Origin of the sequence: Polyangium mundeleinium (assembly GCF_028369105.1) — a bacterium.
Lineage (GTDB): Bacteria > Myxococcota_A > Polyangia > Polyangiales > Polyangiaceae > Polyangium > Polyangium mundeleinium.
The window spans coordinates 4210808-4225951 of record NZ_JAQNDO010000001.1 but is presented as its reverse complement, the minus strand read 5'-3'; the positions used below and the strand labels follow the sequence as shown (position 1 = coordinate 4225951).

The following is a 15144-nucleotide window of genomic DNA, read 5'->3' as shown; positions in this document are numbered from 1 at the left end:
ACCTCCACGGTGAGCGATCGTAAGACTCTACGCCGCTCCCCGTGGAGATTGGACACAGAATCCGCGTGACCTCACGCGCGGCGGCGTCGCGCGAGCCCGCCGAGGGCCACGAGGCCGAGAAGGAGGCCAACGACGGAGCCTCGCTCACCACCCGCCGCGCCGACGGAGCAGCTCTCGGCGGCGGTGAGGTTTTTCGTCGGCGACAGGGGATCGCCGGGGACCTTCTTGTCACAAGGCTCCGGCACCTGGAAACAAACCTCGTCCGTGCAGCACTCGTTCATCTCTTCATCGTGAATCCCCACGGTGAGGCAAAGCTCCTCGCCGGGCGTCGCGCCCGAGAACGAGAGCCCACCCACGTGCGCGAGGCCCCCCGGGGGCGTGGACGGGACGTCGACGTATTGCGGCGAAACGGTCACGCCGCTCGGCGGGAACAGGAAGACGTGCTCGATCGTGTCGAGCGTGCGGTTCTCGAAGTTGAACGAGCCCTCGAACGTCCCGCCCGGCGCGCCCGGGATACACGAGATCTTCTGCCCCGCGACGGCGAAGCAGCAGGCCGGCACGTCGAAGCAGATCTCCTTCGAGCAGCATTCGTTTTGCGAGGGATTCGACATCCCCAGGTTGAGGCAAACCCCGGCGCCGGGATTGACGCCGGAGACCGTCACCGTGACCTTCGTCGACGCCCCGGGCTGGAGCGGCACGGGCAACGTCACGACGTTCGGGGACACGTGCGGATCGGGCAGGAGCACGTAGGTCATCGGCTCGTCGAGCTCGTTCTTGATCTCGAGCGTCAGCGAATATCCACCCCCGCCGCCCTCGCAGGCGAGCGGCTTCACGTCCACGGAGGCGCACGCCTCGCCGGAGGGCGGCGGCGGCTCGCAGGAGCCCTCGCAATCGACGCCGTCGTTCGGATCCTCCCACGTCGTCTGCGTCGTGACCGAGGCGGTTTGTCCGCCCGCGCTCGCGAAGACCTGGATCGTGTTGCCGCAGGCGGCGAGGCTCAGGGCCGCGCTGAATTGCGGATCGGCACCGCAGTTCGAGGCGCAGATGTCGATCTCGGGACCGCCGTTGACCGTATACCAGATGCGATCGACAGGGACGCCGCTGCTCGCTACGGCGCCCACGACATCGGGCGTGGCCGAGGCCGCGCAGAGCGGGAGCTCTGCCGAGACGCTGAGGCCCGGCGACACCGTGACGCGTTGCCCGCAGCCGAGATCGAGCTTGGTCGCGGCGAACGTCGCGGTGCTGATCGCGCCCGAGGCCGACTTCACGCTCGATCCAGGCTGGATCGTATACGTTCCCTGGGGGAGCGCGAGGCGCACCATGCCGTTCGTGGCGGCGTTCGGTTCGGTCTTCGGCCACCCGTAGAACGTGCCCTGCACCGAGTACGACGTGGAACTTCCGATCCAGTCCGTGCCATTGAACCCACCCATCACCTTGGCGTACGGATCGAACAGGAGCCCGCTCGCGATCGAGTAGGGGAGCTCGACCTCGTTGAAGCAATACATGTGGTCGATGGGCGCGACGTCGCCCGGACCGAGGAGGTGGTCCGTGCTGTCACGCTGCATCGTGATGAAGCCCTGGCGCTCGGCGGCCAGATCGTCGAAATCGAGCATCAGGCCCGACTGGATCCACCGCGTGGGGATGTCGTACGTATTGACTACGAGCTGATCGTACACGGACGCGAGCGCGCCGCTCGCCGGGTCGAACGAGCCTTCGAACGACGTGGTGCTCTGGCCCGTGTAGGTATCGATATCCAGCGCCCGCAGGGTGGTCCCCCAGGGATACTGGCTCGAATAGGGAGGATCGGCGGAGAACCGCAGGGCCGAGAGCGAGCTGTAAGCGCCGACGTTCGCCACCACGAAGGGATCGGCGAGGTAGATCTTCCCCACGAATCGGGCGGGCTCCATGACGAAGGGATACCGGAGCTGCCCGCCGATGTTCTGCTGGAGATCGGAGATCACCCCGCTCTGGACCGTCATCGGACCTGCGGGCCTGCTCGGTCCCATGCGCGGCGTGGTGAGGTGCGTCGCAAGGCGTCCCGTGCGGACGAGGCCCTGCGCGTATCCCTCGTAATCGCCGGGGACCATGTTGGGCAGGGTCCACCACGTCGCCGGGGCGGCGACGGGCATCTCGGGCGGCGAGAAATACCCGTAACGCTGGTTGCCGGAGGGGCCATTAAAGGCGTTGATGAACGTCTTGTCCTCCTCGACCTCGCCGAGCACGTCGAACGGGCCCTTGAGCGAGCCGAGCGCGCCGCCGCCGTCGAGGTACGCCGACATGTCGATGCAGATCTCCTGGATGTCGTCGCACTTCGGATGCAGGTCGAGCTGCACCGAGAACGTGATGGTGTTCTGCGTCGGATCGTTGCCCGTGGTGATGGAGAGCGGCTTGCTCTCGCTCGCGTCTCCGCGCTGCAGGATGTAATGCTCGGAGGTGTTCATGAAGTTGCTCGCGCTGAAGCTCGTCAGGATCGAGCCCGAGCCGATGGTGAACGGCGTATTGCACTGCGGGTCGAGCCCCCAGCGGACGTGCACGAGGCCGATGCAGTCCACGATGTCCGCGGTGGTCCCGGCGGGCTGCTGCGCGAGCGGCTGGAGGACGACGCCGGGGACAGGCTGGAACCAGTACTGGCCGGACGCGGGGTACCACGCGGCGGCATAAAGAAAACCCGTCGCGCCCATGGTGTACGTGACGCCGCCGGGCCCTCCGGCGCCCGATTCGGCGGAGAGCTCGAAGCTGCGCGAGAGCGGCGTTCCGACGAGCGCGTTCGTGTTGCTGGTATACCCGGAGGGCGACGAGTTCCCGGCGCTCACCTGGGCCGAGCTCATCCCGAGCTGCTGGAGGAGCGCGACGACGCTGGGGTTCGTGTTGGAGAAACGCGCCTGTCCCTTGATGACGTTGGGCTCGAGCACGACGTCCGCGAAGGCCGTCGCGCAGGGCACGACAATGGATACACCGATGAGCGTGGACAGAACCGTCCTCTTCGACATGCGAGCCATGTCTCACCTCTTGAAAAAAGCCCGAGCGCGCCCCGAGGGCGCGCCACGGCCATGCGGCGCGCACGCGGGGCCTACCTCGCGGCGTGTTCGGCGAGCCTTACGCCGCCCCGTCCGGAGATTGGACAGAGATGACGAAAAAAATCTCGCGGGCGCCTTGGCTCACTCCCCGAGCAGACGCAAGGCGGTCCAGTCGGCCTCGGGCGACGCCTTTTTCAGGGCGAGGGTCACGGCGCGCAGGGCGTGGGCCGGGTCGCGCTCGATGGGTTCTGCGTAGAGGAGGCGCGTCGCCTGCTCGGCGAGCGCGTCACCCATCGGGCGGGGCGTCGCGACGGCGGCACGCGCCCCCTTCAAGAGGAACGCCTGCGCGAGGCCGAGCCCCCCGCCGGCCGCGTCGACCTCGGAGGCGCGCGCGGTGTCACAGCCCGCGAGCACCACGACCGCGGGGACACGGGCCAGCGCCATCACGTCGGCCACCGAAAAACGACCCCGACGGGCGAGGCGGAGCGAGGCTTCGAGCCCGTCCGGCCCCTCGAACGTGGCATGCCCCGCGTAATGCAAGAGCCGCACGGAGGGCAGCTCCAGCGCGTCCCGCACGGCCTCGTGGGTCGCGGCCTCGCCGAGGAGCGAGACGACACGCAAGCCCCGGGCCTCCAGCGCGGCGACGACCGCCCCCGCGCTCCCGCGCGCGCCGGGCAGATCCTCGGTCGGATCGGCGATCACCACGGCCGTCGCGCCTTCGGGCGTCACGGGCCGCGGCGCGAGATCCATCGAATACACGACCTCCGCGCGCTCGATCAGCGGCGCTCCATCCAGCGGGAGCGCGTGCCAATCCGTGGACAAAAGCTCCCCCGGCAACACCAGACGCACACGACGCACGTTGACGAGGGCGCCTCGAAAAGGCGAAAGCCACGCCTCGGCGCGCGCGGCCGGCGCGCTCGAAGGCTCCGGCGATCCGAGCCGCCGGGCCTCCACCTTCCGCCCGCCCTCCGTCAGCACGAACCCCGCGAGGCCCTCGTGCGCCGGATGCACCACGAAAAGCGCCTCCTCCGCGGCCGGAACGGACAAGGGCGGCGCCGCATCTTGCGCCTCGCCCGCGCCGAGCGCCGCGAGCGCCCGATCGAGCGCGCCCCGCAGCGCCGCCCGCTCCGGTTCGAGCCCCCCCGCCCCCGGCCCGCGCGCCGCGGCCTTCTCCTCCAGCACCGCGCGCTCGTGCCGATACGCCGCCACCGCCTCGTCCCAGCGCCTTCGCGCCTCCGCGGGGAGCACGCCCACGCGGTTCACCCAATGAAAGGCCTGAACGAACCCCGCGAGCGACCGCCGCGCCGCCTCCATCGCTTCCCGCGCGGCCCGCGCGTCGCCCCGCTCCGCCTCGCGGAGCAAGAACTCCACCCAGAGCCGCGCGCCGCGCTGCCGCGCCGAGAGGAACGACCCCCGCCCCTCGCCGAGCGGCACGCCCCGCCCCCACGCCGCGAGCGCCGTCTCGGCCTCCACGAACGCCGCGCGCGCTTCCCCGCGTTGTCCGAGCGCCGCGAGCGCCTCCGCCCGGCCGAGCGCCCCCTCGAAGACGAGCTCGGGCAAGAGCAGCCGCTCCCCCTCGGCCCGCAGCGCCTCGTGTACCGCGAGCGCGTCCTTGGCTTTTCCCTCGGACAGGAGCAGCCGCGCCTCGATCATCCGTTGCCACCCGCCGAGCTCGGCCCAGCCGCCCGCGCGCTTCGCTTCCTCCAAACGCGCCCGCGCTTCCTCGCCGCGCCCCCTCTCATGCTCGACGAGCGCCAGATTCACGAGCACGTTCCCGAGCCCCGCCGGGCAGCCCTCGCGCGTGATCACGAGCGCCTCTTCCAGCCCCCGTTTTGCTTCGTCGAGCCCGCGCCCCGATCGCGCGGAGGCCCGGAGCGCGATCCACCCGGCATTGCTCGCGAGCTGCGCGCGCCGGCACGCGTCCGCCGAGGGCCCCGCGAGCGCCCGCGCCTGCCCGAGCCGCGCCGCCGCCTCCTCGTGCCGCCCGAGCACCGCGAGCACCTCGGCCTCCTGCTCCAGCACCGCGCTCCGATACGCGTCGAGCCCGAGCCGCTCCGCGCCCGCCGCCGCGGCCGAAAACGAGGCCAGCGCCGCGCGCAGATCCCCCGTCTCGATCCCGAGGAGGCCCTTGTAATAAGCCGCCTTGGGCGCTCCCTCGGGGCAAGCCGAAAGAAGCGGCCCGAGCCCGTCGAGCAAGGCCCGCGCCTCGCCGAACGCGCGTTTGTCCAGCAGGAGCCCGTACGAAAGCGCGAACGTATCGTCGAGCGCGTCCGCGAGCCGCCCCGCCGCGTGATCCTGCGTGATGGCCTCCCGAAAAAGCGTGGCCGCTTCGTCGAACCGCCCGCGCGTGGCCATGAGGATCCGTGCCTTTTGCCGGATCGCGGCCCGCCTCGCGTCCGGCGCCCCCTGCACGAGCACGCCCTCCACGAGCGACGAAGCCCGATCGAGCTCACCGCGCTTCCGCGCCGCCTCCGCCTGCACCAGGGCGTCCGGGAGAACCTCCGCCGGGACCGCGGCGCACGGGGAAGCTCGATGCTTCGGCGCGCCCTCGTTCTCCCCGCCCCCGCCGAGCGCCCCGCGTGGCCGCGAGAGCGTGATCCGCAGCCGATGGGTCGACAGCCCGGCGAGGTTTTCTCCGGACGCCGCCGCCTTGGCGAGCGTCGCTTCGTCCGGGAGCGCCTCGGGGCGGCCCACGAGCAAAACGACGTCCCACGCGCCCTCGGGCACGTCCCCGAAGAGCGCCGCCGCGGTCCCCTCGATCCGCACGACGCCGCCCGCCCCGACGACCATGGGCGGCTCCCACGCCCTCGCGGCGCCCTCCCGCACGAGAAAACCACGCACCGCGATCGCCCCCGCCACGGGCGATTCAGGCCGCAACGCGAGCGAGAGCCGCGAGGCTGGATCCAGCCGGATCACCACGTCTTCCGGCGGCCTGTCCCCCCGCTCGGCCTGGTTGCCTCCCTCGACGGAGAGCGTGTACGCCGCGATCGGGGCCGGCGCGTCCCGGCGCAAGAGGACGAAAAGCGCGAGCGCCCCGAGCGCCGCGGCGATGAGCGCCCCGACGAACCCGAACCTCCGCCGCACGCCGGCCTTTGTGGGCCTCTCGATCGGGACGACCGGCGCCGGCCGGGCTTCTTCCGGCGCGCGCTTCGCGTCGATCGTGGCGAACACGGCGTCGGCGAGCGCGCTTCGTTCGGCCTTGTCGAGCGGGCGCAAAAGCTCGGCGAGCTCGTTCTCTTCGCGCTCGCGCGCGCGCCGGGCGAGGTCCTCGATCCGCGGATCCTGCTCTTTGCTCACAGCCCCTCCTCCCGGGTCCTCGGCGCCCCGCGCGCGGGGGGGCGCGAGCTCGCGGCCTCGTCGTCGAGGATCCGCCGCACGCGCTCCCGGAGCCGCTGGCGTTGCTTGTAGACCGCCTCCCGGCTCTTGCCTGTGACCACGCACATCTCCTCGATGGATCGCTCGTCCACGAAGAACGCGAAAAACCCCTCCCGCTCCTCGTCGTCGAGCTCGGCTTCGAGCCTCCGCAGCGCCTCGCGCGAGACGAGCGTGGTCTCGTGGCTCTGCTCGCCGCGGGGCAGCGCGAGCTCCAGGGCCTCCTGCTCGGTCGCGATTTCGGTGAAGGGGCTACGGACGCGGCTGCGCAGGATCGAGCGGACGTGGTTCTCCGCGATGGTCCCGACGAACGCGCCGAGCGGGCCCACGGCCGGATCCCAGCGCGCGAGGAGGTCATTGCCGAAGACGTGCACGAAGACCTGCTGGCAGAGATCCATCATCTCGGTGCGCAGATCCCCCTTCGAGCTCAGGCGCCGGACGAGGACACGGGCGACGCGGGCCTGGACGACCGGCGCGAGCACGTCCTCGATGAGCACGCGCTGGGACGCACGGCTCCCGCCGAGCGCGCCCCGTACGAGCGCCTCGATCTCCGACGAACCGTGCGCGCCGCTGCTCTCCGACACGAAACTTCCTGGGGTTTCCCGTTCTGCCGCTCATACCACCCGCTCCGCCCAGGGAGCAAGCGCGGGCGTGGAGCCACTTCCCGCGCCCGCCTGCTTCGTGTAATCGATGTGGGATGATGCCCAAGGATTTCCCACGCCTCCGTTTTCTCGCCGATCGCGTGAGCCTGCTCCTCGCGGCGGCCCTGCTCGCCGCGTGCGCGCGCGGCGAGAGCCCCGCGCCGGTCGAGGGCGGCGCGCGCGGGGGCCGGGCGTCCGGGGCAAAGCTATCGCCCGCGTTGGATCTCGACGCGAGCCTCCGCGCGTCGCGCGCGAGGTTCCGGGCGGAGGACGGCCGGTTCGTCGGCGCGGGGTCCGCCCACCAGATTGCGGCGACGGCGGACGGCTTCGCGATCGTGCCGATCGCGCCGGCCGCGTCGCCACACACGTCGCCGCGGGCCGGCGCGCCGCTGCACGTGAAGACGGCGCGGGTCACGCGGGGCGGGGCCGAGCTCGTGCGCGGGGCGGGCGCGGGGCGCGTCGAGGCGGATGGGCACCTCGTCGTTTCGCGCGGGGAGGTCGACGAGCACCTCGAAAATCGGGACGGCGGCGTCGAGCTCTCGTATTCGTTTGCGCGCGCGCCCGAAGGATCAGGGGATCTCGTGGTCGCGCTCGATATCGCGGGCGAGGCGTTCGTCGGCGAGACCCACGACGGCCACCATTTCATCGACGCGGCCACGGGGATCGGCGTGCGATTCGGCCGGGCGACGTGGATCGACGCGACGGGGAAAAAGACGCGCGCCCCGGTGCACGTCGAGGAGGGGCGCATCGTGATGCGCGTGCCGGAGCGCGTGCTCCTGTCGTCGGCGTATCCCGCGGTGCTCGATCCGCTCCTCACGCCGGAGTTCGGGATCGATACGCCCATCGCGGGCCTGCCGGCGGGGCGGCGGCGGTTCCGGCCGGCGGTCGCGTCGAACGGCAGCCATTACCTCGTCGCCTGGGAGGAGGATCGTTACCTCGATCCGATCCAGGACAAGCGCATCTATGCGGCGCGTATCGCCGCCGATGGCACCGTGCTCGACGCGACGGGGTTTCCCGTCGTGGAAGGCTCGAACCCGATCAAGCCCGCGCTCGCGAGCGACGGGAACGGCTTTCTCCTGACGTACCAGACGGGCAGCCCGTTCATGATCTACAGCGCGGGCGTCTATGGCCAGCGCCTCGACGCGAACGGCAAGCCCGTGGGCGCGCCGGTCACGCTCGCGACATCGACGAAGATCGAGCAAAAGACGCGGGTCGCTTATGACGGCGCGAATTACATCGTGGCGTGGATCGACGATCACACGGGCCGGTACGGGCGCGTCTCGCCGGCCGGGCAGGCCCTCGATCCGGGCGGGATCGTGGTGGGTCCGGGCTACCGGCTCGACGTCGCGTCGAACGGCGCAGGGGCGCTCCTCCTGCGCGAGACGGGCGGGGCCGGGTATGCACACCGCGTCGACGCCCAGGGCGCGCTCGTGGATGCGGCGGGCATCGAGATCATGACGCCTTCGCCGATTCTCGACACGTGGGATCCGGTGCCCGTGTGGACCGGGCAAAATTACTTCATCGCGTACGGCCAATACGACGACGACACGTACGAGACGACAATCAAGGGGACGCGCTTCGACGCGCAGCAGGGCGAGGTGCTGGATCCCGACGGCATTGCCATCGGCGATCCGGTCTACGACTTGACGGAGATCGACGTGACGACGGACGGCACGAACGCCGTCGTGACATGGTGCAATTACTGGACTGATTTCGTCGCGTACCCGCTGCGCCGCGCGCGCGTGTCCCCGCAGGGCGTGGTGCTCGATCCGGGCGGCGTGACGTACACGGACCTGGGCGCGAAGGGGCAAGGCGCCTCGAACGGGTCGCAGGCGCTCGTCGTGTGGCAGAACGCGTATTTCGACGGCTTCTTCCCCGGCGGGTATTCGATCCAGGCGCGGCGCTTCGACCCGACCGGCGCGGCGCTCGACGCGGAGCCGATCCTGGTCTCGGGGGGCGCGAACGACCAGCGGTCGCCGTCGGCGGCCTTCGACGGGCAAAACTTCGTCGTCGCGTGGTCCGACGCGCGTGATTTCCTGCTGCAGCGGGGCACGAACCTTTCTGCCGCGCGTGTCACCCCGGCGGGCCTCTCCCTCGATCCCAACGGCATTTTCGTGGAGGACGGGGTGGGCGACGTGACGCACACGAGCGTCGCGTTCGACGGGACGAGCACGATCCTCGGGTTTTCGAATTGCGACAACGGGTATGACTCTTCCACCTGTTCGAGCTTCGCGAAGCGGATGGATACGCAGGGCGTCGTGCTCGATCCTTCCTCCCCCTCGATCGAGCTGACGAATTTCTCCGACCTGAGCGCGCGCGTGGCGCTCTCCGTCGGCGCGGGCCGGACGCTCGCCGTGGGCGCCGCGTACGACACGGACCTCGGGGACTATGTGCTCGCCTCGTTGACGATGGATGCGGGGGGACAGGTCTCCTCCGGGAGTGTCCTCTCGCTGGAGGCGACGTCGCTCGCCCTGAGCGCGTCGTTCGATGGCACGAACCACCTCGTCGCGTGGGAGCCGTCGAACGGGTCGGCGGTGCGCGTGGCGCGGGTCGATGCGATGGGCGCGCTTTTGGACCCGTCACCGCTCACGCTCGCGGGTCCGGGCAGCTTCGGCGGCGTCTCGACGGTGTTTGACGGGACGAATCATGTCGTGGTCTGGATCGACAAGGCCGCGCAGAAGCTCGTCGGGGCGCGGGTGAGCCCGGCCGGGGCGCTCGTGGACGCGGCGCCGATCGAACTCGCGAGCCACCCCGGCTGCGCCTACCTCGCGCTGGAGGAGCGGGGCGCGGTGATGGATGGGGGCCGGCTCGTCGTCGCGTACCGGGCTTGTGGCCCCACGATGACGGACGAGGCGGCCCTCGTGCTGGACGGCAATCTCGCGGTCGTCACGAGCTTGCCGATCACGACGGACGACAAGCCGAAGGGCCCGCCGTCGCTCGCGTCGACGAACGACGGCAAGGTGCTGGTCACGTATTCGACGTTTTACGTGGAGGCGCCGCTCGGTACGGCGCGGGTCCAGGCGCGGGTGATCGATTTCACGGAGAACACGGGCAGCGGCGGCGCGGGTGGGGCCGGGGGAATGGGCGGCGCAGGCGGCGGCGGGGGCGGCAGCGGCGGCGTAGGCGGCGGCGCGGGCGGCAGCGGCGGCGTAGGCGGCAGCGGCGGCGTAGGCGGCAGCGGCGGCGTAGGCGGCAGCGGCGGCGTAGGCGGCAGCGGCGGCGTAGGCGGCAGCGGCGGCGCAGGCGGCAGCGGCGGCGTAGGCGGCAGCGGCGGCGCAGGCGGCAGCGGCGGCGCGGGCGGCAGCGGGGGAATGGGCGGAGCAGGCGGAATGGGCGGCTCGGGCGGCGCGACCGGCAGCGGTGGAATGGCTGGCTCAGGTGGGATGACTGCTACGACGGGCGCCGGCGGGGACGACGAGCCCCGTGTCGTGGCCGTGGGCGGCGGTTGTACCTGCCAGGCCGCAGGCCAGGGCGCGACGCCGCTCGCGCCGCTGGCCTGCGTGCTCGTCGTGCTCCTCGGCGCGGCGGGGCGGCAGGCCGGGGCGCGGCGGCGACGAACCATGAATTGACGCGGGGACCGGTCAACGATCGCTCCGGGCCCCGAGCCTCCCGTTCACCCCAAAACAGGCCCGCCTGCCGGCGCCTCGCTCGTCGTCGTCTCCGCCGGCGTAACTTCCTCCCCGGCGAGCGCCCGGCTCGTCGGCCGCACGCGCTCGGCAAGGTCTTTTCGGCCCGCCAGCCGGAACAACCCGACCAGCGTATCCGCGATGCCTTGATGCTCCTCCACCCACGCGAGCACCTGCTGATCCCGTCGCCCGAGCTGATCCGCCAGTTCCTGCTCCTCGCGCCGCATATTTTCGAGCGCCTTGTCCAGCACATCGGCCTTCTTCCCGAGCGTCTCGGCCATCGCGGCGCTGTCGAACGTGACGCCGTCGACGGTCACCACGAACGGCTTTTGCGCCATCAGGCCCGCCACGCTCCGCGCGTGGCTCACGAGATCCCGAGGAACACGCGGCGTCTCGCCTTCCAGCCCGTACGCGCGGAGCGCGTTCGCGCCGAGCGCGTCCACGACCATCGATCGGACCCGAACAGCGATCCGGACGAGGTCCTCGGTGGCCGTATCGCGCTCCTCGCGCAGGCCCACGTCGTCGGCGCGCTCCGCGACGACGCGCAGCTCGGCCGCGTCGAGCGATTGGGCCGAGGCGCCCAGGGTATCCGAGAGAAACCGGAGCAGGACCAGGAAAACGTCCTTCGTCGCTTTCGTATCCGCTCCTTGCACGAAGACCGCGCGCGCGGCGAGCTTCGCGGCCACCTGCTCCGCGTGCGCCTTCGCCGCGCTGACGACGTGCCCGCTCGATTGCATGCGATTGTCGATCTGCCTGGACTTCTTCGCCACAAACACCTCCCTCATGACAACCGGGCAATCTCGGCCCGGCGCAAAAGCGAGAGACGAGCGCGGAGGCGTGGCGTTGGAGAATCGGCACGATCCCGACGGTCGCGAATGCATTCCGTAAGTTACGCCGAGCCTTCGCGGCGGTCGCTCCGGGGTTCCGTCGACCCAAGGACGCCTTCGCGGCGCTCGCTTCGGGGTTCCGTCGACCCAAGGACGCCTTCGCGGCGCTCGCTTCGGGGTTCCGTCGACCCAAGGACGCCTTCGCGGCGCTCGCTTCGGGGATCCGGGAACGACGGGGCGGAGGCGCGGCGGTCGGGAAGGCGAGATTTGGGGACCCCTCGTGGCCTTCCGCCGCGGATCCTACACGGCCCGGGCGCCGCCCCGAAACACCCGCGCATGCGCCTGCGCGAACGCCTCGAACGAGCGCGGCGCGCGCCCCGTGACGCGGAGGACCGTCTCCGTCACGCGCTCCTCCGCGCCTGCCCGGATCGCAGCGTCGAGCCCGACGAGCAGCGCGGCATACGGCTCCGGGATGCCCGCGGCCATGAGCCGGCGCCGGGCCTCGTCGTCATCCACGTGCACGTGCTGCATCGGCCTGCCGGACACGCGCCCGAGGATCGCCGCCACCGCCGCATAATCGAGCGCCTCGGGCCCCGTGATCACGTGGGCCGTATTGTGCGGCGTCTCGTCCACGAGCGCGCGCACCGCGACCTCCGCGATATCGTCCGCGTCCACGAACCCCACGCGCCCCGCGCCCGTCGAGGTCACCACCTTTCCCTCGCCGATCAGGCTCGCCGCGTGCGGGTGTTTTGGATCCACGAAGTTCTGCATGAACCACGAGGGCTTCAAGATCGCAAAGCCCGGCGCCCGCTCCCGCAGAAATCGATCCACCGTGCCGAGCCCCGGGGCGCCCTCGGGAATCGCCGACGAGCTCAGGAGCACGAACCGCCTAACGCCGCTCACGAGCGCGCGTTCGAGAAAGGGCACCATGAGCGGCGACGGGTCCTCGACGTTCCCCGGCGCGACCAGATACACGCGATCCACGCCCGAGAGCGCGGGCCCGTGCGTCGCGGGGTCGGCCCAGTCGAACCCCACGTGATCGCCGCCGGCCCCAGGCGCCCCGCGGCTCGCCACGCGCGCGGAAACACCAAGCTCGCCGAGGCGCGTGGCAATCCGACGACCGGTGTTGCCGGTCCCGCCCGTGATCAAGATACGGCCGCTCATGACGCCCCCACGGCATTGCGCACGGCGTCCGTATCGCCAAACGCTTCGAGCGCGCGCCCGACGTTCCAGTATTCACGGTAATGGACGATCTTCCCCGCCCTCGTCCGCAGCACCATGATGTAGTCCTGCTCGTACCGCTTGCCGGTGGCCGGGATCTGCGCCGTACCGTGCACCTCGGCCAGCGCGACGTCGGGATCCGTCGTGACATACCGGCGCACGTCGCTGAACGTGAGGCCGGCGAAGGTCTGCGGCGTGGGGCGGAAATAAGCGTCGATCGCCGCCTTGCCTTCGAGCCGCGCCGGGAGCCCCGGCGGGGCATAGGGGAACTCGACCACGGCGTCGTCCGCGAAGAGCTCGATCCAGCGCTGGATGTCCTTGGAGATGAGCGCGAGGTGCTCGTCGAGGGCCTGCGCGGCGTTGCGATGTCCGGTGCTCGTCATGGGAGTCCTCCTTCGTTCGAGGGATGCCCGGAAGGTAAGGGCGAGGGGCTTTGCCGCGCGTCCGGATCACACGCCCGCGCGTCCACGCGTGACGTCTCCGGCCCTCCACGCTAGACTCGCGGCATGCCCCCGGCATTCGACGAGCTGGCACGCACGCTCCGCCTGCAAGGCACCGAGGTGCAGCAGGCCGATCTCGGCGCGCGATGGGGAAAACAGCTCCCCTCGCAAGGCAAGGCGCGCGTCTACGCGGCCCTGCGCGGGGGCGGCTGGGTCGGGCAAAAGGACCAGCGGATCGCGCTCCAGCAAGGCGAGATCGTCTTCTTGCCCCGCGGCGACGCGCATTCGGTCCGCGACAAGCCCACGACCCCGCTCCTCGGCTTTGCCGACGCTTATTGCAAGGCCCTCCGGCCCTCGGGACCGAATACGATACGCACCGAGGCGCCCCCCGAGACCCGCCTCGTCATCGTCGATTTGCGCTTCGACGCCGCGGGCGCGCCGTGGCTCTCGCTCCTGCCCTCGCTCGTGCACCTGCAAGGCTCGCATCCGGGGCTCTCCCGGTGGCTCGGCGAGACTTTGCATCTGCTCGCCGAGGCGCCCGATCTCTCGCCTTCCTTGCGGGATGGAATCGTGGAGGCGTTTGGGCACACGCTGTTTGCTTGTGCGCTCCGCACGCTGGCCTCGCCGCTGCCGGGCCGCGAGGCGCTGCAGGACGAGCCCATCGCGGCCGCGCTCGCCGAGGTGCGGGCCGCGCCTGAGCAAAGCTGGGAGCTCGGGGAGCTCGCGCGGCGGGTCGGGCTCTCGCGTTCGGCGTTCGCGGCGCGCGCCACGGCCCTGCTCGGCGAGCCGCTCGGCAGCTACGTGCGCCGCCTGCGCCTCGACCGCGCGGCCGCGCTGCTCTCCGGGACGGCGCTGCCCATCAAGGTGATCGCGGCGCGCGTCGGTTACGACAGCGAGGCGGCCTTCACGCGGGCATTTACGCGCGCCCACGGCAAAGGGCCGCGGGATCATCGGCGCGCGCACGCGTCACCGCGCGCAGGGGCGGATTCGTTCGGCCCGGGGCAGAGCGCCGCGCCTTCGTTCGCCGAGCCGTAGGGCCCTTCCGCGGCTTTACGTCGCCCCTCGGGGGCACGAGACCTGGGGCATGCACGCGCCCTTGTACCGGCTCCGTCGGAATGTCCCCGTCATCGCCGCGCTGAGCCTCCCGCTCCCGGCGTGCACGTCCCAGGCGCCGCCAAGCGAATCCGCCGCGTCTCCGCTGCGCACGCAGATCGACGAGGTCTTCCTCTTCGCCGGAGCCCGGACGCGCACCACGATCGACGAGCTCATGGCCGCAGATCCCGACCATTTCGCCTCCCGTTTCCCGGTCGTGACGAAACCTGCGCCGCCCGACCTCGGGCGCTGGGAGCAAAAGCCAGTCGAGGACTGGCGCAGCGGCTTTTTCCCGGGCGTGGTGTGGGAGCTTTATCGTCACGGGCGTGCCCCGCAGATGCGAAAAGCCGCGCTCGCATGGACGTCGACCCTGGCGACGCTCGAAAATACCCCGATCGACCATGATCTCGGGTTTCGTTTCCTCCCGACGTTCGGCGAGGCGCTCTCCGTGCTGGGCGAGAGCGACGATCCAGGCGGCATCTGGCGGAGCCGCGCGCGGGCCGCGATCCAGCGGAGCGCGTTCGCGCTGGATCAGCTCTTTGATGCGGGCGCGGCGCCGGTCGGCGCCTACCGCGCATTTCCGCTCTCGAACGATTACGTCGCGCCTTATCCCGTGTACATCGACAGCATGATGAACGTCGCGTTGCCCTTGCTCGCCTGGGACCTCGCAGGGCGCCCCGCGTCCGGGCCGGTGCGCGATCTCTACGAGCACGCCGTGACCCACGCAAAGACGGTGATGGCGGAGAACGTGCGCCCCAACGGCAGCACCTACCACATCGTCCAGCACGAAGACGGCCCGGGGCCCGGGGCGGGCCGGATCTACAAGAAGATCAGCGATCAAGGGTTCGCCGCGGAATCCACGTGGTCACGCGGGCAGGCGTGGGCCATTCATGGATTCACCACGGCCT

8 protein-coding genes are annotated in these 15144 nt (G+C 71.1%); 2 read left to right on the top strand and 6 right to left on the bottom strand.

Features of this window, described 5'->3' with window-relative positions; genetic code table 11:
• Positions 1-71 precede the first annotated feature (71 nt).
• From POL67_RS16950 to POL67_RS16940, 3 genes are all read right to left on the bottom strand, one after another.
• Positions 72-2990 (bottom strand): hypothetical protein, encoded by a 2919-nt coding sequence (locus POL67_RS16950; RefSeq protein ID WP_271918405.1) that lies wholly within the window; start codon positions 2988-2990, stop codon positions 72-74.
• 168 nt (positions 2991-3158) lie between these two features.
• Positions 3159-6314 carry a CHAT domain-containing protein gene (locus POL67_RS53635; protein WP_271918404.1) on the bottom strand — a complete coding sequence of 1052 codons (3156 nt, stop codon included), beginning with the start codon at positions 6312-6314 and terminating at the stop codon, positions 3159-3161.
• Positions 6311-6973: an RNA polymerase sigma factor gene (locus POL67_RS16940; RefSeq protein WP_271918403.1), complete on the bottom strand. Its 663-nt coding sequence runs from the start codon at positions 6971-6973 to the stop codon at positions 6311-6313. The genes POL67_RS53635 and POL67_RS16940 overlap by 4 nt, the downstream gene beginning before the upstream one ends.
• 113 nt (positions 6974-7086) lie before the next feature.
• Between POL67_RS16940 and POL67_RS16935 the strand changes: the two genes are divergently transcribed.
• Positions 7087-10599 carry a hypothetical protein gene (locus POL67_RS16935; protein WP_271918402.1) on the top strand — a complete coding sequence of 1171 codons (3513 nt, stop codon included), beginning with the start codon at positions 7087-7089 and terminating at the stop codon, positions 10597-10599.
• 44 nt (positions 10600-10643) lie between these two features.
• Here POL67_RS16935 and POL67_RS16930 read toward each other — a convergent pair whose 3' ends face one another.
• The 3 genes from POL67_RS16930 to POL67_RS16920 form a co-directional block, all read right to left on the bottom strand.
• Complete coding sequence (locus POL67_RS16930; RefSeq protein ID WP_271918401.1) at positions 10644-11441, bottom strand: hypothetical protein; 798 nt, start codon at positions 11439-11441, stop codon at positions 10644-10646.
• Positions 11442-11783: 342 nt separating this feature from the next.
• The gene (locus POL67_RS16925; RefSeq protein ID WP_271918400.1) at positions 11784-12647 is read right to left on the bottom strand and encodes a Rossmann-fold NAD(P)-binding domain-containing protein; all 864 of its coding nucleotides are present in this window, start codon (positions 12645-12647) and stop codon (positions 11784-11786) included.
• Positions 12644-13087: a nuclear transport factor 2 family protein gene (locus POL67_RS16920; protein WP_271918399.1), complete on the bottom strand. Its 444-nt coding sequence runs from the start codon at positions 13085-13087 to the stop codon at positions 12644-12646. Before POL67_RS16920 ends, POL67_RS16925 begins: the two co-directional genes overlap by 4 nt.
• Positions 13088-13210: 123 nt before the next feature.
• On the opposite strand from POL67_RS16920, the gene POL67_RS16915 reads away from it, so the two are divergent.
• Positions 13211-14179, top strand: a complete 969-nt coding sequence (locus POL67_RS16915; RefSeq protein WP_271918398.1) for an AraC family transcriptional regulator — start codon at positions 13211-13213, stop codon at positions 14177-14179.
• The last annotated feature ends 965 nt before the right edge of the window (positions 14180-15144 follow it).